This is a genomic window from Pseudochryseolinea flava, assembly GCF_003286915.1.
GTDB classification, from domain to species: Bacteria; Bacteroidota; Bacteroidia; order Cytophagales; family Cyclobacteriaceae; genus Ohtaekwangia; species Ohtaekwangia flava.
Genome location: NZ_QMFY01000006.1, coordinates 78,750 through 96,172 on the forward strand (window position 1 = coordinate 78,750; position 17,423 = coordinate 96,172).

Annotated in this window: 9 protein-coding genes; 4 read left to right on the top strand and 5 right to left on the bottom strand. The window is 43.8% G+C overall.

What is annotated here, in order from left to right; genetic code table 11:
* Positions 1–14: 14 nt before the first annotated feature.
* The 3 genes from DQQ10_RS13155 (at position 15) to DQQ10_RS13165 (ending at position 9,681) form a co-directional block, all read left to right on the top strand.
* Positions 15–1,577 (top strand): RagB/SusD family nutrient uptake outer membrane protein, encoded by a 1,563-nt coding sequence (locus DQQ10_RS13155; RefSeq protein WP_245970405.1) that lies wholly within the window; start codon positions 15–17, stop codon positions 1,575–1,577.
* A 462-nt stretch (positions 1,578–2,039) separates the two neighbouring features.
* A complete protein-coding gene (locus DQQ10_RS13160) occupies positions 2,040–8,198 on the top strand; it encodes an alpha-2-macroglobulin family protein (RefSeq protein ID WP_165823923.1) in 6,159 nt (2,052 codons plus the stop codon).
* A gap of 181 nt (positions 8,199–8,379) precedes the next feature.
* Positions 8,380–9,681 (top strand): cation:proton antiporter, encoded by a 1,302-nt coding sequence (locus DQQ10_RS13165; protein WP_112747346.1) that lies wholly within the window; start codon positions 8,380–8,382, stop codon positions 9,679–9,681.
* Between the two features lie 26 nt (positions 9,682–9,707).
* On the opposite strand, the gene DQQ10_RS13170 is transcribed toward DQQ10_RS13165, so the two are convergent.
* From DQQ10_RS13170 to DQQ10_RS13190, 5 genes are all read right to left on the bottom strand, one after another.
* Complete coding sequence (locus DQQ10_RS13170) at positions 9,708–10,472, bottom strand: SDR family NAD(P)-dependent oxidoreductase (RefSeq protein ID WP_112747347.1); 765 nt, start codon at positions 10,470–10,472, stop codon at positions 9,708–9,710.
* 86 nt (positions 10,473–10,558) lie between these two features.
* Complete coding sequence (locus DQQ10_RS13175; protein ID WP_112747348.1) at positions 10,559–11,467, bottom strand: helix-turn-helix domain-containing protein; 909 nt, start codon at positions 11,465–11,467, stop codon at positions 10,559–10,561.
* Between the two features lie 131 nt (positions 11,468–11,598).
* Positions 11,599–14,583 (bottom strand): methyl-accepting chemotaxis protein, encoded by a 2,985-nt coding sequence (locus DQQ10_RS13180; protein ID WP_112747349.1) that lies wholly within the window; start codon positions 14,581–14,583, stop codon positions 11,599–11,601.
* Between the two features lie 170 nt (positions 14,584–14,753).
* Positions 14,754–15,326 carry a hypothetical protein gene (locus DQQ10_RS13185; protein ID WP_112747350.1) on the bottom strand — a complete coding sequence of 191 codons (573 nt, stop codon included), beginning with the start codon at positions 15,324–15,326 and terminating at the stop codon, positions 14,754–14,756.
* Positions 15,323–16,027, bottom strand: coding sequence for a DNA alkylation repair protein (locus tag DQQ10_RS13190; RefSeq protein ID WP_112747351.1), 705 nt, complete (start codon positions 16,025–16,027; stop codon positions 15,323–15,325). The genes DQQ10_RS13185 and DQQ10_RS13190 overlap by 4 nt, the downstream gene beginning before the upstream one ends.
* Positions 16,028–16,131: 104 nt before the next feature.
* Between DQQ10_RS13190 and DQQ10_RS13195 the strand changes: the two genes are divergently transcribed.
* Positions 16,132–17,403, top strand: a complete 1,272-nt coding sequence (locus DQQ10_RS13195; protein ID WP_112747352.1) for a lamin tail domain-containing protein — start codon at positions 16,132–16,134, stop codon at positions 17,401–17,403.
* Positions 17,404–17,423: the final 20 nt, after the last annotated feature.

Genomic DNA, 17,423 nt, shown 5'->3' on the forward strand with positions numbered 1-17,423 from the left:
AAATGACTAAGAAGATGAAATTCAACATACATAAAATATTTGCTTTGTTCTTGTCAGGCGCTTTAATGGTGGGATCAGGATGTTCGGGTTTCCTCGATGAAGAAGATCCATCGAACATCGAGCCTGAGACTTTCTTTACGTTCCCTGAACACGCCGAACTTGCCGTGCACGGTATCTATGAAAACTTGCGTTTTCACAGTGGTGGCGCGGGAATCTTCGTGTCGAACTTTCAGATGCTGGATGCCTTAAGTGGAACAGCTGAAACTGAAACAGGGCAGAACTCTGACCTTAACAACTTATACACGTTTGAGCACACTGGTGATAACTTGTTATTGTCGCAGTGGTGGAGAGAGTTGTACGAAGGCATTGGCAATGCGAATCTTGCCATTACAAAAATTCCTACGATTCCCAATATCAAGCCAGAGCTTCAGATAAAGTGGGTAGGGCACGCTAAGTTTTTACGTGCACTTCATTATTTCTGGCTTGTGCAACTTTGGGGTGATGTTCCGCTGATGACGCAACCAGTAACAAGTTACCTCGATCCGTTGGTTACGCCATCTCGTGCTTCTAAAGAAAGTGTTTACGACCTCATCGTTGCCGATCTTAAAGATGCTGAAGCTGCCGAGTTCCCATGGGTGGATGCAAGTGGACTTGCATCGCGTGCCGCAGTGAAGTCGCTGCTTGCAAAAGTATATCTCGTGATGGCAGGAGAACCGATGAATAAAGATGGTTACTACCAACTTGCAGCGGACAAAGCAAAAGAAGTGATCGACTATGCTGCCGCGAATACAAGTATCGATAAGGGGATCGGCTTGTTTGCAACATTGGATCTAATTCGTACACCTGCAAATGAAAATAAATTTGAACACATCTTTAGTATTCAATATGCCGCGGGTATCGCTAACGCAGGCTACCAAGATAAGTATCTTCCGAACAACACAAACGTGACGGCTAGCGGTGAGGTTGGAACGACCGTGCCCAAAGAAATTTTCCTCGACAGCTATGAAGCCGGTGACAAACGTATTGAAGAGAAGGGATACTATTTTCAGAAGTATTTTGACAATGGTGGCACGGGTAGCGAAATCGATTTTAATAAGAAGTATATCTATAAACATTTCGATTTGCCCGCGAATGGTGCTCCCGGAGCTGCGGGGACAGGTAACTCTGGTCTTAACTATCCGCTTATTCGTTACGCCGAGGTTTTACTCATCTATGCTGAAGCTCAAAATGAAGCAGGTGCATTGACAGCAGATGCTTATAACGCACTTGCTGCCGTGCGCACACGTGCAGGGCTTACAACGCCTGATATCGGTACTTTCACGCAAGAAAGCTTTAAAGAGGCTGTGTTGAGAGAGCGTTGGCATGAACTTGCATTTGAAAATTTAACCTGGTTCGACATGATTCGTTTGCAGCTTGTATACGACGCCGAAAATGATGAGTTCGATCCATTTGTAGGATCGGTGATCGTGGTATCAGGAAAGCCGCACACACTTGAGCAAAAACATCTCTTGCTTCCGCTACCGGCAGCAGACTTCAGAAATAATGAAAACTTAAGACCAAACAACCCTGGATGGTAAATTAAGATTTGTCGAGTGAATGGATGTAAAAGTCCATTCATTCCACGAGTCCTAATTATAGCGTTGTTCATAATTGGGGTGAATTGGGACGAAGGGGTTAGTGGAGACTAATCCCTTCTTTTTTTGTTATCGGTTATTGGTTATTTGTTTGTCGTCATGTTGACTTTGTTCCCGCGTTTTTAACTTTTTCGCGAACGTTGGGCGGTAGCGACACACCTTCTGTTTGAGGTTCCATCTGCTTAAAAAAAAACAGGTCCTATATTTATTTGCATCGCGTGTTCTTTTATGGTGACGCCTGTGTGCATCATTTCGTTCTTATTCTTTTATCGATCAACTCAACCCCATTTTCGTGTAGCTAAATAATTGTGCGACAGCATTGTGGAATCGCGGTTTGCGCTGCATCTAGTGTGTGACTTTTACCGGAACGCGGTATTATTCAATGGATTGTTAACTTTGATGACTATGAAAAATTCAATTCTAGCCCTATCGCTGCTATTGATTTTAGCACAATGCGTTGCACAAAATAAACCCAATACTATGACATCAATCGACTATGAAAAAGCCTGGAAGGAAGTTTTGGATTTTGAGAACAAAGGATTACCTGAATCGGCTTTGAAAGTAGTTAATCAGATTGCCAGCCAAGCAAAAGCGGAAAACAACGCGGCGCAATTGGTTAAGGCGATCATTCATCAAATGAAGTTTCGTAATGACAAGGAAGAAGATGGTTACGTTAAGAGCCTTGAACAGTTAAAGCAGGAGATAGCCGCTTCAACTTTTCCGGTTAAACCTGTACTTCATTCCATGCTCGCACAGTTGTATTGGCAGTATTATCAGAGTAATCGCTATCAATTTTATAATCGATCAAAAACAATCAATTTCGATGCGCAAGATATTGAGACTTGGAGCCTTGATAAAATTGCTGAAGAAACCTTTAAGCATTATCAGCTGAGTCTTGCCGATGCAGAAAAAAGTAAACAACTCAAGATAGATGTGTATGAGCCGGTATTGAACAAAGCCAATACAAAAGGAAGGAAATTTAGGCCGACGTTATATGATTTTCTTGCACATCTGGCAGTAGATTTTTTTAAATCAGACGAACCTCATCTCACGAGGCCAGCCTTTGCTTTCGAAATCGACAACGCCGCATACCTATCTGACGCCGGTCAATTCGTAGACGTCAAAATTGATAGCAGAGATTCTTCATCGATGAAATTTCAAGCGCTGGTAATATTGCAAGATCTTGTTCGCTTCCACCTGAAGGATGAAGACCCTGACGCGTTGGTGGATGTCGACTTAGAACGAATGAAATTTGTGCAGCAACATTTGACGATCAAAGACGATAGTTACTACTTTAAATCGTTGGAGCAACTGGAGCAAAAGGTTAAAGATCATCCGATAGTAGGTGTTGTTGTGTATGAGAAAGCGCAAGTATACGTTGGGCGTTCATCGCAGTACAAACCGTTGGTGAGTGACGAACATAAATGGGATTTACGCGCCGCTTATAATTTGTGTGAGGAAGTTAAAAAACGTTTTCCGTCTTCTGATGGTGCTATTCTTTGTGAACAATTACAAGAAAGTCTTTTGTATAAGTCAATCGATGCTGTAATTGAAGAGAATAATATCCCTGAAAAACCGTTCAGGGCTTTGATCCGCTACAGAAATATTTCGGCGTTGCATTATCGTTTGGTGAAAGTTTCGCGACAAGAGGTGTACGATTTGCGGCGCAAGTTGGAGCGCGATTACGATGAGCAAGAGCGAAAGTTTATCAGTCATTTTTTGTCGAAGACACCGCAGTTAACAGGTTCATTTGTATTGCCAGATGACAAGGACTATCAGCAACATTCCCTTGAGGTGAAACTTGATGCAGCGCCTCCGGGTGAGTACATCGTGTTGTTTAGTCATGGCAATGACTTTGCATCCACCAACAATGCATTAGCCTATGGATTTACACGCGTATCAAACTTGTCATATGTTCACCGCGATGCGGCTGATGGTGGTACGGAAATTTATACACGTCACCGCGAATCGGGAGAGGCCATTGGAAACGTGGGCGTGAACTTGTTTACACAGCGATATAATTATAAGAAGAACCAGTATGAAAAGCTGAAAGTCGGAACGTATGAAACCGATGCGAATGGTTATCTGAAAGTAGCTTACTTTAAATCCGACGATACACGAAATTTCTCGATTGATTTTACGAAAGGGAATGACGTGAACAGCACGGAGCCTATTGATGCGGGTAATTATTATTATCATTCAGGGACCATCTACCAGAATCGTGAGGAGCGACCTCACAACAAAACGGAGACATTCTTTTTCCTCGATCGTGCTATCTATCGCCCTGGGCAGCAGATCTATTTCAAAGGCCTTGTTGTAGATACAAATGGAAAGCAATCAACGATTAAAGTAGGATATCACACCAGTGTAACCTTGTATGACGTGAACGGGCAGGAGCAAGGTGAGCTTTCCTTTACGACAAACGAGTATGGTACATTTAACGGTGTACTCACGGCACCGTCGAGTGGTTTGACGGGCAACATGTCTATTCAAGCTTCCGATGAGAGTGGAAGTATTGATTTCTCCGTGGAGGAATATAAGAGACCTAAGTTTGAAGTTGGGTTTGATCCGATCACGTCGTCATTCAGGCTGAATGAGACGATAAAAGCAAATGGTTTTGCGCGTGCCTATTCGGGCGCGAACATCGATGGTGCTGCGGTGAGTTATCGCGTAGTTCGTCAGGCGAACTTTCCTATCTGGTGGTGGTACCGTTGGGGACACTATCCTACCTCACCTGCAATGGAGATCGCGCATGGCAAAGGTACAACTGATGTGAATGGGAAATTTGAGGTGAACTTTCAAGCAATTCCTGATTTGTCCGTCGATCGCAGTGCTGATCCAACATTCACCTATACCATCTATGCGGATGTGACAGACATCAACGGGGAGACGCACAGTTCGTCGACGTCGATTGCTGTGGGTTACAAATCTTTATTGGTGAACGCAATCATCGGAAACATTAACAAAGATGATCGTTCATTAAAGAATGAGTTTTCTATCTCGACGACAAACCTTGCAGGACAATTTCAAGCAGCAAAAGGTCAACTTAAAATATGGCGATTGAAACCGTCGGTCAAGGCCTTTCGCAATCGCTTGTGGGAGCAACCTGATAGACATCTCTATTCACGAGAAGAGTACTACAAATTTTTTCCGCAAGATCTTTACGACGACGAAACCAACAAGGTGAAGTGGGAAAAACAGCGTGAAGTACTCCAATTGAATTTCGATACAGAAAAAGCAAAGACGTTCACTGTTCCTGATTTAGCAAGCTGGGCAGCTGGCGAATACATGTTCGAAATCACTTCCCGTGATAAGGATGGCGGAGATGTGAAAGAGGTAAATTACTTCACTGTATTTTCTCCGTCAGCGAAAACAATAGCCACACCGTTGGTACATCACTACCACGCATTAAAGATGAGTGGTGAGCCTGGCGAGAAGGCTTCATTTGTAGCAGGTACTTCTGAGAACATCCATGTACTGTACGAGGTTGAGCTTGATGGTACTTTGTTATCGAGTCAATGGCTGAATCTAAAATCTGAGCAGCGACTTTTTGAGGTAGCTTTAAAAGAAGAGTATCGTGGTAACATCGCCGTGCATTATACTTTCATCAAGCATAATCGATTGTATAGTATGCATCAGGATATAGCGGTTCCGTTTACAAACAAGATGCTCGATGTTTCTTTCGCGACGTTCCGTGATAAACTGCAGCCTGGAGCGCAGGAACAGTGGAAGATTTTAGTGAAAGGAAAAAATGCCGACAAGGTTGCCGCCGAGATGGTGGCGACATTATATGATGCTTCGTTGGATGAATTCCGTATGAACAGTTGGTGGGCAAACTTTTACGGATCAAACTACTCACGATTGAATTGGACTTCGTCGAATGGGTTCAATCAAAAAGCATTGCAAGTATATACCAACGATTGGAATGATCGCGCGAGTCGTTATGCAGAGAGTGCTTATTTTGATAATCTGAATTGGTTTGGTTTTAATTTTTACAGTTTCCATGGCGGTGCGCGTCGTTCGAAGTCTGTGATGAAGTTAGAAAGTGCACCTGCTATGGCGGCTCCGAAAGGAGAAGCGGAAGAGTCGTTGAATGAAGTTGTGATGGATAGCGCGAAAAAAGAAGCGGCGCCCGTTGAAGCCGCTGTAAGTGCCAATGTCACGCCACCGCCAACGCAGGGACCATCAAAAAAAGAAGCCGATTTTGGTGATGTAAAGGTTCGGACGAATTTTAATGAAACTGCATTTTTCTATCCGCAACTGATGACCAATGAGAAGGGTGAGATCATCGTGAACTTTACGATCCCAGAAGCGCTCACACGTTGGAAAATGCTTGGCTTTGCACACACGAAGGATTTGAAGTCGGGATTTGCCTATAATCAGCTTGTGACGCAAAAGGATCTGATGGTTGTACCGAATCAACCTAGATTTTTCCGTGAAAATGATAAAATGAAATTTTCTGCGAAGATCAGTAGTCTCGTTGACAAAGACGTTAATGGTCAAGCGCAATTGGAGTTTTTTGATGCGCTCACGATGAAGCCTGTGGATGTGTTGATGAAGAACAATGACAAAACTTTGCGTTTCGCATTGAAGGCGCGTCAAAGTACAAGTGTAGAGTGGGCAATCGAGATTCCAGAAGGAATTCAAGCGATCACGTATCGTATTGTTGCAAAGGCAGAGAATTTTTCTGATGGTGAAGAAATGGTGATTCCGGTTGTGACGAATCGTATGCTGGTGACAGAAACATTACCGCTTCCGATTCGTGGTAAGCAAACGAAAACGTTCAAGTTTGAGAAGTTGATGAATAATAAGTCAACAACCTTGCGTCATCAGCGTTTTACATTGGAGTATACGTCTAATCCTGCATGGTATGCTATACAAGCACTGCCATACCTGATGGAATATCCATACGATTGCGTGGAGCAAACGTTTAGTAAGTATTACGCCAATAGTATTGCATCGCACATCGCCAATTCGAATCCACGCATCAAGCAGGTGTTCGATACGTGGAAGAATATTCAGCCTGACGCATTACTTTCTAATCTTGAAAAGAATCAAGAATTGAAATCTGCATTGTTGGAAGAAACGCCATGGGTGTTGCAGGCGAAGGATGAAAGCCAGCGCAAGCGAATGGTAGGTGTTCTTTTTGATCTGAACCGAATGGCCTCTGAGCAAGGTCGTGCTTTAGAGAAGATCACGAAAGCGCAAAACGGTAACGGTGGGTTCAGTTGGTTTCCCGGGTTCCCTTCTGATCCTTACATGACACAGCATATTATTGCCGGTATGGGGCACCTTGATGTGATGGGTGTGAAGTCGGTTCGTGACCATAGCGATACCTGGCAGATGATCCACCACGCACTTTCGTTTATCGATGCGAACATGAAGGACGACTATGATCGCTTGAAGGCAAGTTCGAAACGCAAGGAGATTAAACTCGAAGACAATCATATCGGATATTTGCAATATCATTACTTGTACACGCGAAGTTATTTTAAAGATGTAGCGGTGCCGGCAAACTGTAAGGAGGCTTTTGATTATTATCTCGACCAAGCAAAAAGATATTGGTTGAAGACAAATCTTTACTTGCAAGGCATGACATGTTTGGCATTGAGTAGGTTTGGTGATAAAGAAACGCCGAAGAATATGATCAAGTCATTCTCCGAACGCGCATTGCATTCTGAAGAGATGGGCATGTACTGGAAAAGCGACGTCGGATATTATTGGTATCAGGCTCCGATTGAAACACAGGCGCTTATGATTGAGGTATACGACGAGGTTGCGAATGATGTGGCGGCTGTGGAGGATATGAAGGCGTGGTTGCTGAAGCAGAAGCAAACGCAAGATTGGCGCACAACCAAAGCCACAGTGGAGGCGTGTTATGCATTGCTACGTCGCGGAACGGATGCGTTGGCGAGTAGTAAACTTGTAGAAGTAAAAGTTGGAAACGAAGTTGTCGATCCGACGAAGCGCGCGGATGCAAAAGTAGAGGCGGGCACGGGATATTTTAAAACAGCGTGGCAAGCGGATGAAGTTAAATCAGAGATGGGTTCAATTACAGTTACAAAAACCGATGAAGGTGTTGCTTGGGGAGCCGCTTACTGGCAGTATTTCGAGCAGCTTGATAAGATTACGCCGGTGGAAACACCACTGAAGTTAAAGAAAGATCTATTCCTGCAACAGAACACGGATCGTGGACCGGTGATTACACCGGTGAATGAAAAGACAACGCTACGGCTAGGCGACCTTGTGAAAGTTCGTATTGAGCTTCGTGTAGACAGAACGATGGAGTATGTTCATATGAAAGATATGCGCGCTGCAGGATTTGAACCGGTGTCGACAATATCAACCCATAAGTACCAAGATGGGTTATGGTACTACGAAAGTCCAAAGGATTTGGCGACAAATTTTTTTATCGGATACCTTCCGAAGGGGACTTACGTTTTTGAGTATGCCTTAAGGGTGTCGCAGAAAGGAGATTTCTCAAATGGCGTTACAACAATACAGTGTATGTATGCACCGGAATTTTCAAGTCACTCGCAGGGAATTCGTGTCGAGATGAAGTAGTGCTGAAATTAATTTTGTATTAAAAAAAATTAGCGTGGGTCTGTTGCTCACGCTTTTTTTTATATACTTCAGAAAGTAGCTGAGAAAAGATACAATTTTCTACATTTCAGTACACGTTGCTTGATCTGTTTCCTATTGCCCGGCAATGTTGCTATCTTTAAACCTGCCTTAAAAATTACACATGGAATTATACTACTCCTTCTCAATCTTGATTGTCTTGGCGGCGGTGTTTTCCTATTTGAATTTGCGATACCTGAAGCTCCCGTCAACCATCGGCGTGATGCTTATTGCCATCATGGCCTCTATTGGTTTGGTGGTTGCAGGTAATTCATACCCTAGTCTTATTCAAGGATTCTCAAATGTCATCGCGAGTGTTGACTTCACCGAAGTACTCATGGGGGCGATGTTGAACTTCTTGTTGTTTGCAGGCGCTATTCACATCAGCTTGCACGATCTACGCAAGCAGCGCATTCCGATCATGATTTTTTCAACAGTAGGTGTAATCATCTCGACGGTACTTGTTGGTGCGATGATGTATTTCATGTTTATGCTCATGCAGCTTGAAATCCCATTCATTTTGTGTTTGGTTTTCGGAGCACTTATATCACCAACAGACCCGATTGCTGTGATTGGCATTTTGCGAAAGGCCGGGATCAGAAAAACATTGGAGATAAAGGTAGCCGGTGAGTCGTTGTTTAATGACGGTGTAGCCGTCGTGTTGTTCACCGTGTTGCTGCAACTTGCGCGTGGAGGCGAAAATGATCTAACGTTTGCGAACGTGACAGGTTTGTTCATTCGTGAAGCTGTTGGTGGTTTGTTGATCGGACTCTTACTTGGATTCATCGGCTCGCAAGGCATCAAACGTATCAATAATTATAACGTCACAGTGATGATTACCCTCGCGATCGTGATGGGTGGATATTTGGTTACACAGTATCTCCACATTTCCGGACCTCTCACAATGGTTGCCGCGGGATTAGTGATTGGTAACTACGGCAAGGCTACTGCGATGTCTGCCGCAGATAAAGATTATTTGGATAAGTTTTGGGAGTTGATCGATGAAATTCTCAATGCCATGCTGTTCTTGATCATTGGGTTTGAGTTACTACTCATCAATGATATACGTGAATATTGGCAAGTTGGGTTGATCAGTATCGCGATTGTACTCTTGGCAAGATTTTTCTCGATCTGGCTTCCGATTAGGTTTGTGCCCAACATCGGGAAGTTCGATGCAAAGACCATAACTATTTTGGTGTGGGGAGGACTTCGTGGTGGCGTGTCTGTAGCTTTAGCGCTTACGATAGATCAACACCTACATCAGAATTTATTTCTGGCGATTACTTATTATATCGTTGTGTTCTCCATTGTTGTGCAGGGGTTGAGTATTGGAAAATTAACATCGATGCAAAGGTCAACAAGTATTACCACGGCAATGCCGAAGGCGAAGACGCGTGGAAATAAAAGGAAAAGCAACACAGCATGATTACTTTTCCTTTTACTGCCAGGCGATTATAGATTCATTCCGCCTGATACTTCTATTCGTTGTGCATTAATCCATTTTGCTTCTTCGGTACAGAGGAATGCCACGACGCTTCCGATATCGTCAGCACGACCAACACGACCAAGTGCTGTAACACCGGCGATATATTTGTTTAGCTGTTCGTTGTCGCGAACAACACCACCTCCAAAATCGGTTTCGATCGCACCCGGTGCTACTACGTTCACGGCAATGCCTCTTGCGCCGAGCTCTTTTGCCATGTATCGTGATAACGTTTCAATACCGCCTTTCATCGAAGCGTAGGCTGCATAACCAGGTGTTGAAAAACGTGCAAGACCTGTCGAGATGTTGATAATACGTCCGCCGTCGTTTAAGATGGGAAGCGACTTTTGTGTCAGGAAGAATACGCCCTTGAAATGAATGTTTACAAGTTGATCGAATTGGTCTTCAGTGGTTTCAGAAAACGCAGCGTGAATACCAATGCCGGCGTTGTTGATTAGAAAGTCAAAACGATCAGTGTTGAAAGTCGTCTTTAGCGTTGTTTTTACCAGTTCGATGAATGCTGTGAAACTTTTTACATTACCAGCATCGAATTGTAATGCAACAGCTTTTTGCCCTGCTTGTTTTATTTCTTCGACAACCGCTTGCCCTTCGTCTTTCTTGCTGTTGTATGTTAAGATGACGTCTATTCCTTTCTTGGCGAGGTTGATTGCCATATCCTTTCCAAGACCGCGGCTTCCGCCAGTAACCAGTGCAATTTTATTCTTGTTTGCCATCGTTGTTTGTTTTTGATGATACAAAGATCATCGACGGCGATGGGGAAGTGTTTGCGCAGATCAATCCAAGGTTTGTAAAAATCAAATCAAGCCCGGAATGTAAGCGGCGCGACCGTTGTTTGTTTTTTGAAGAAGTTTGAAAAATGCGCGACTTCTTCGAAGCCCAAGCTGTAAGCGATCTCAGAAACGTTCCAATTCGTTTGCTTTAAGAGAATTTTAGCTTCTTGTACGACCCTTGATGTGATCAGATCCGTAGTCGTTTTGCCCGTATTTTCCTTGAGCACTTTATTCAAATGGTTTACGTGCACGGATAACCTGTCTGCGAAATCTTTCGCTGTTCGAAGGATTAGTTTTTGTTGTGGTGATTCAATTGGAAATTGACGCTCCAACAATTCAATAAAAAGCGACGATACACGTGCTGACGCATTATGGCTGGTGTAAAGCGTAGTGGCAGGTTGGAGTTTTTGCCCGAAGTGAATAAGTTCGAGTACGTAATTTCTTAACAGATCATATTTAAATGCGTAATCAGAAGAGAGTTCCCGATGCATTTTCGTGAACAGTATTTCAAGTTCTTTTACTTGATCGGCGGTTAGGGTGAAAATAGGAATGCCGCCGGGTTTAAAAATAGGGAGTTCATCGAGCACGACGCCAGTCTTGTTTTGCAACAGAAAATCACTCGTAAAAATGCAGAAGTGACCTGTTTGTTTGTCGTCTTGCGGAATGTAGTTATACGGAATTTTCGGTGTCGCAAACAGCAAAGCGTTCTTCTTGATCTCAATCACTTTGTCTGCGTATTCCGCGGTATTTTTTCCGATAATCAAGCTGATCTTATAGTAGGCGCGGCGGTTGTAGGGCATGCCAGGTTTCTCCCGTAAGCGCGTCATCAGTTCGCTGATGCGAAATACGTTGAAGTGACCAATTTCTTTATTGATGCCTTCTGGAATCAATGTCGCCGTATCTTTGTAGAACTGTTCGAGCGATGTGATGTCTGGCATAAGATGTTGTAAAAATCAAATATACGGAAATGCTAGACGAATGTTGATGTTACCAGCATTGAAAAAAGAAACACCGAAGCCCTCACTCCGGTGTTCTGCACAAACAACTCACCTTTCAGTATCGATTTCGGTTACCCGACTTTTTTCAATTTAAATTTGTTAATGCCTGTTTGAAGTTCGAGGGCGACGCCAGAAAGCTTGTTGCTGCCCTCGGTAATTTCGCCCATGGCACCATTCAATTGCTGCGACGCGCTCGCAGCTTCCTGTGTTCCTGCAGCAGTCTCTTCTGCGACAACAACAATCTGTTCGATGTTTTTCACGACGATATCTATTGTCGAACGTTGCCCGCTGGTAGCTTCTTGAATTTCCTTCGAGAAACTAAAAGTTTCATGGCTGGACTTTGCAATTTCTTGGAAGATATCCTGTGCTTCATTCGTGGCAGCGTTTCCGTCTTTTACACTACGCTGCATGGTGTCAATTGCTTTCGTTGCGGCTTGCGTATCTTTTTGAACATCGCTAATAATCTTTTCTATCTCGACAGCAGACTTGCGTGAATCTTCAGCAAGCTTCCTGATCTCTTCTGCAACAACAGCGAAACCACGACCTGCGTCGCCTGCGCGTGCCGCTTCAATTGCTGCATTCAAGGCGAGGAGATTTGTCTGACTAGCAATGTCAGTGATTACATTTAACGTACGGCCGATTTCTTCTGAACGACGTGTTAAGATATCGATAGATTTAGATGTTAGTCCAGCAGACTCATTGATGCCGCTCATGTTATTGACCAAAGTCTTCATGATCTTCAATCCGCTTTCGCTGCTCTTTTGTCCTTTCTCTGCAGCCTTGTTGATGTGGTTTGCTTTTTTCTCCATGTCGTTCGCAGAGTTCATTACTTTCTCCACGAGTTTCGACGATTCATCTGTTCTTGCGGCCTGATCTTGTGCGCCTTTTGCCATCTGCGATATCGCTGCGGCTACTTCATTGGTATTGCGCTTCATGCTCTCCGTTTTCTGCAACATGTTCATTGATGAACTAGCGACGACGTCTGCGTTCATGCCAATGCTGTAAAGCAAGTCGTTAAGATTGTCGATGGCTTTATTCAATGCACTCGCCATATTTTTGATGTCACCATTGGCGAGCATACGGAACCGTTGTGTAAGATCTCCATTTGACATCTCTGTAATGATCTTATTAAATTCCATTACTGGTTCGGCTATAGATTGCAAAAGCTGATTGATGGAATCTGTAAGCTCGCGCCATGCACCTTTTGCATCAGCGATGTTAAGTCGGGTTTGAAGTTTACCTTCGTTTCCTGCAGCCTGCACCACCTTATTGACGTCCGTAAGAATCCGTTGTAATGTATTGCGAAGGGCGATGTTATCGTTCACCATCTTGCCGATGTCGCCTTCTGCTTTAATGTTTAACTCGGCGCGCAAGTTTCCTTCAGCAAGCTCACTTGTAAATTTCGACACAGCTTTCAGGGCACGTGTAAATTCCGTTGCATCAGTTGCATACTTCACCACTTTCATGGGACGACCATTGATATCGAAGATCGGATTGTACGACGCCTGGATGTAAATCTCTTCGCCTTTGCGGTTGATGCGAGTGAAATTTCCGGATATAAATTCGCCGCGGTTGAGTGCTGACCAAAAATCTTTATACTCCTGACTTTGCGCGTACTTCTGTTCTACAAACATGCGATGATGCTTGCCTTTCACATCGTGAATAGAATAACCGAGCAAGTTTAAGAAGTTGTCATTTGCATGAAGGATCGTTCCATCGAGTTCGAATTCAATAACGGCATTAGAACGATTGACGGCATCCATTTGACCTTTGTTGTCGGCGGCTAAAAGTTTTTGTGCTGTGATGTCGGTCGCGAACTTTACAACCTTGAATGGCCTTCCGTTCAAATCAAAAATTGGATTATATGATGCTTGAATCCAGATGTCTTTTCCGTTTTTGCCAATACGCTGAAATTCTCCGGAATAGAATTCGCCGAGGCTAAGCTTCTGCCAGAAATCGGCATACTCCCGACTATTGGCGATGGCCGGCGGTACAAACAAGCGGTGATGTTGGCCAGTGATTTCTGCTAGGGAATATCCAAGCGTTTTTAAGAAGTTATCGTTTGCTGATAAAATAGTGCCATTCAAATCAAATTCGATGACAGCTTGTGATTTACTGATGGCGTCAATTTGCCCCTGATAATTTGCGGATGCCAGTTTGACCTTCGTGATGTCGTTGGCAAGTTTTACAACTTTTACGACGTGACCAAAACGATCGACGACAGGCGTATAGTTTGCCAGTAACCAAACTTCCGATCCGTCTAGTGCATGGCGTTTAAATTCTCCAGACTGTGCAATTCCTTTGCGGAGATTATTCCAGAAAGTCGTGTACGCATTGGTTTTGATATACTGCGCGTCGCAGAAAATGCTGTGATGTTTGCCGACAATATCTTTGAGCTCGCACTTCATGGCTGAAAGAAATAATTCATTCGCAAGAAGCACTGTGCCATCCGGTGAAAATTCAATGAACGCCAATGTTGCATTGATTGCACTCATCTGTCCTTCAATTTCCATTTGCTTGCGCGCCATCTCTTCTTGTGTGGAAGTCATTTCTTCCATCGTTTGACGCATCTCTTCTTCTTGCGCTTGCGTTTGTTCTTTATAGCTCTTCAAATCTTCTTCCAATCGCATCTCTTCCGAGATGTTTTTTAATACGAGCGTGTACTGAATTTCGTCCTGATGTTTCCTTTTCGAAATGCTCACATTGAGCCAACGGTAGGTACTGTCGGTGTTGATATAGCGAAAGTGATAAGGTTGCTCATTCGAAATCAATTCATCGACGTTAACTATTGTCGTCGGCAGGAACTGCTGTATGTTTTTTCCGACGATATCTGATTTAGGATGAGCAAAAAGCGTCTCACCCGCGGTGTTGATGAAGTTAATTTTACGCGTTTCATTAAACTGAATGAACACGTCCGATGTGTTGTCAACGAGCTGCTGAAGGTGCAGCTGTGACTTTTCGAGTTCAGCAATTCGCTTCAAAAGGTCATTTGGCGTTTTCGAGGAACCCGCTCCTGCAGAGCCGTTGGCTTTCTCTTGATAATAGTTTTTCTTCATGACAGCGATGTTTGAGAAAAAATGAGCGCTTCGTACACATTAAAAGTGCATACAAAGTTAACGCTCCCATGGCTAAGCTTTATCCGAAGAAGGTTGTATTTGAATTTACGCTGTTGTCCGTAGACTTATGCGTAGAAGTACGTAGACATAGTTGGGGAAAACGGTTTGATTTATCGATGCGTAGTGCGTCGTGAGAAGGCAAAAAAGATGATCACGAAACAGAGGAACATGGAACATGCAGCATAGAAACGTTCTTCGATAGTCCATGTTCTGCCGGCGAGAAATGAGACCACATTTGCACTGAAGAACAGGATGTAAGAAAGTACGGGCGTGGTGCGTGGACGCTTAAACGTGTCGACCATTTGTGGGATGCTGGCAATTACAACGGCGAGGCTACTGGCCACAATGCCAGCTTGCTCCCCGGCGGAATACCAAATAGCAACGCAAATAATAACCAGGAACGCGGTAACATTTTCTACCCACGACCAAGATACTTGGCGCTTAACGACGAGCAGTAGCGTGACCGTTATAGTGCCTATTACATTACTGAAGGGAAGCCAATAATTTCCATGTTCAAGATAGGTTGTAATCGTAGCGATAGAATCCAATAATGCCCATAAAAGAAATGCAGCAAAACTTTGTTCGGCTTTGTTTCGCGCGATGCCGACAATCAGTGGGATGTAGGCGATCATGGCAATAATGCCGGCAATTAACTGCATTGCGTCTTTATGTTCTGCCATCATTTTCTTCCCGTCAATAGTTTTGTTTTCGTTTCTCTCAACGCGATTGCGGGTAAGGTATCACCCTGCAGCTTTAGATATTTTTCTACTGTGCTGCGATAATTTTTGATCATGCTACGCAACAACCACGAGATTGCTTTTGTGATCAAAATTTCTTTCTCAGATTTTAGTCGCTCGATGTTATGGATGGCTATTGCTTCCATCCATGATGCTTTGTGGTGGCTCATAGGTGAGCACAAAAAGACCAATGAAGCTCGTCTTTTATGGATGTCTTTACTTTTAGAGAACTTTGTTAATAGAGGCGACCATGCGTTAGGTTGTAAGGGTAAAGTTTTGCTTGTAAAAGCTCCCGTGCAAACAACATCCACTTCAGCCCAACCGCACAGATGTTCTAGCCACTTATCAAAAGATTTTGGGTTAAAGGCTCGTTGGTCCGCAGTCGCGCGATCCAACAGCATCCCTGCCAACATTTTCTCAGTTGACGATACGCCTTTGATTAGGCTGTCGATGGTTGTGACAAATTCATTTTGCGAAAGTGCTTTGTTTTCCATAGACCACGTGCGGGCTATTGCACGGAGCGTGGGCGCATTGATGGCGAACCTGGGATTAGAGTTTCCGAGGTAGGTATCGGAAAAAGTATGCTGTGTTGGTTCACCCGCGGCATGCTCAATTGCTTCAAGAAGATCGCGATGGTGTGAATTCATGGCGAAGAATACAAAATCTTATGCGTTTGGCTACGTTTAGCAATCGACGTAGCTGTGATATTTCTGTAATATTACCATATCTTTAAGGATTCATTATAATTAATATGCCTCAAACTGCCCCCTTTTCGGAACTAAAAAAGCATATCGTTAACGGTAGCGCATGGTTGGTACTTGCACTCGCTACAGCATTTCTAGCCTCATGCGGACCTGGGGATGATGAAGATCCGGAGCCAACACCGGAAGAAGTCGCTATCAACGAAGTTTACAGTGCAGGCGATGACTGGATTGAGTTATACAATTCGTCAGATTCTCCAATGAACATTGGTGGATATAAAATATTTGACGACGAAACAGATAAGTATACGTTGCCAGCCGGTACCACTGTTCCTGCGAATGGGTTCTTGGTACTCTTAGCTGACGGGACTGCAACAGGCATTCATACCAATTTCAAGATTACTTCTGATGGCGAAACAATATACCTCGAGAACGCAAGTGGAACATTAATTGACAAAGCTGAAGTGCCAGCGCTCAGTAATGGACAGTCATTCGGAAGATTTCCTGATGGAACAGGTGGATTTCAAATTTCAGGGAACTCAAGTAAAGCTGAATCGAACAATGATGCTAATGCGCCAGCGATAAGCGATGTTACACGCATACCGTTAGTGCCAGGGTTGAATCAGGACGTCAATGTTACCGCCAAAGTTATCAGTGCAACAATCATCGGAAGTGTTAAACTTGTTTACAGATTTGATGGCGGTTCATTTAAAGAATTGAACATGGTTGCTGCCGGATCAATTTATTCAGCAACGATTCCTGCGCAGAATGCTGAAGGCGAAATTGAATATTACATTTTGGCGAAGAGCAGTGCTGGTGTTCAGTCACGTCATCCGGCAAACACAGAAAACTACCACGACTATTTATTGAACGATGATGAACTTCCTGTATTGAAGATCAACGAATTTATGGCGCTCAATGTATCGTGCTGTCCTGATGACGATAGTGGTGCGGAAGAGTTTGATGATTGGATCGAAATTTATAATCCGAATGACTTTGCAGTACCGATTGCTGGTATGTATCTCTCAGATAACAAAGACAATCCGTTTGGTAGTAAAATTCCATCAGATGTTCCGCCGATTCCTGCAGGTGGCTTTGTGGTGTTCTGGGCAGATGAAATGAGAGATCAAGGATCGTATCACTTGAATTTCAAACTTAGTGGAACAGGTGAAGATATCGGTTTATTTTATATCGATGGGCGCCTGATAGATTCTTATACGTACGGCGCTCAAGCTGATGATGTCTCTTATGGACGTACCAGCGATGGCGGCGATACGTGGGGTTCGCTCACACCAAGTCAGGGATCATCGAATAACAAATAATCGCTCGTCAGAAGCCGACC

What these genes read in the sequence shown, in the direction of transcription:
- DQQ10_RS13160 (WP_165823923.1), top strand. Translation starts at nt 2,040, where the DNA reads ATGAAAAATTCAATTCTAGCCCTATCGCTGCTATTGATTTTAGCACAA.
- DQQ10_RS13185 (WP_112747350.1), bottom strand. Translation starts at nt 15,326, where the DNA reads ATGATGGCAGAACATAAAGACGCAATGCAGTTAATTGCCGGCATTATT.
- DQQ10_RS13195 (WP_112747352.1), top strand. Translation starts at nt 16,132, where the DNA reads ATGCCTCAAACTGCCCCCTTTTCGGAACTAAAAAAGCATATCGTTAAC.
- DQQ10_RS13175 (WP_112747348.1), bottom strand. Translation starts at nt 11,467, where the DNA reads ATGCCAGACATCACATCGCTCGAACAGTTCTACAAAGATACGGCGACA.
- DQQ10_RS13170 (WP_112747347.1), bottom strand. Translation starts at nt 10,472, where the DNA reads ATGGCAAACAAGAATAAAATTGCACTGGTTACTGGCGGAAGCCGCGGT.
- DQQ10_RS13190 (WP_112747351.1), bottom strand. Translation starts at nt 16,027, where the DNA reads ATGAATTCACACCATCGCGATCTTCTTGAAGCAATTGAGCATGCCGCG.
- DQQ10_RS13180 (WP_112747349.1), bottom strand. Translation starts at nt 14,583, where the DNA reads ATGAAGAAAAACTATTATCAAGAGAAAGCCAACGGCTCTGCAGGAGCG.
- DQQ10_RS13155 (WP_245970405.1), top strand. Translation starts at nt 15, where the DNA reads ATGAAATTCAACATACATAAAATATTTGCTTTGTTCTTGTCAGGCGCT.
- DQQ10_RS13165 (WP_112747346.1), top strand. Translation starts at nt 8,380, where the DNA reads ATGGAATTATACTACTCCTTCTCAATCTTGATTGTCTTGGCGGCGGTG.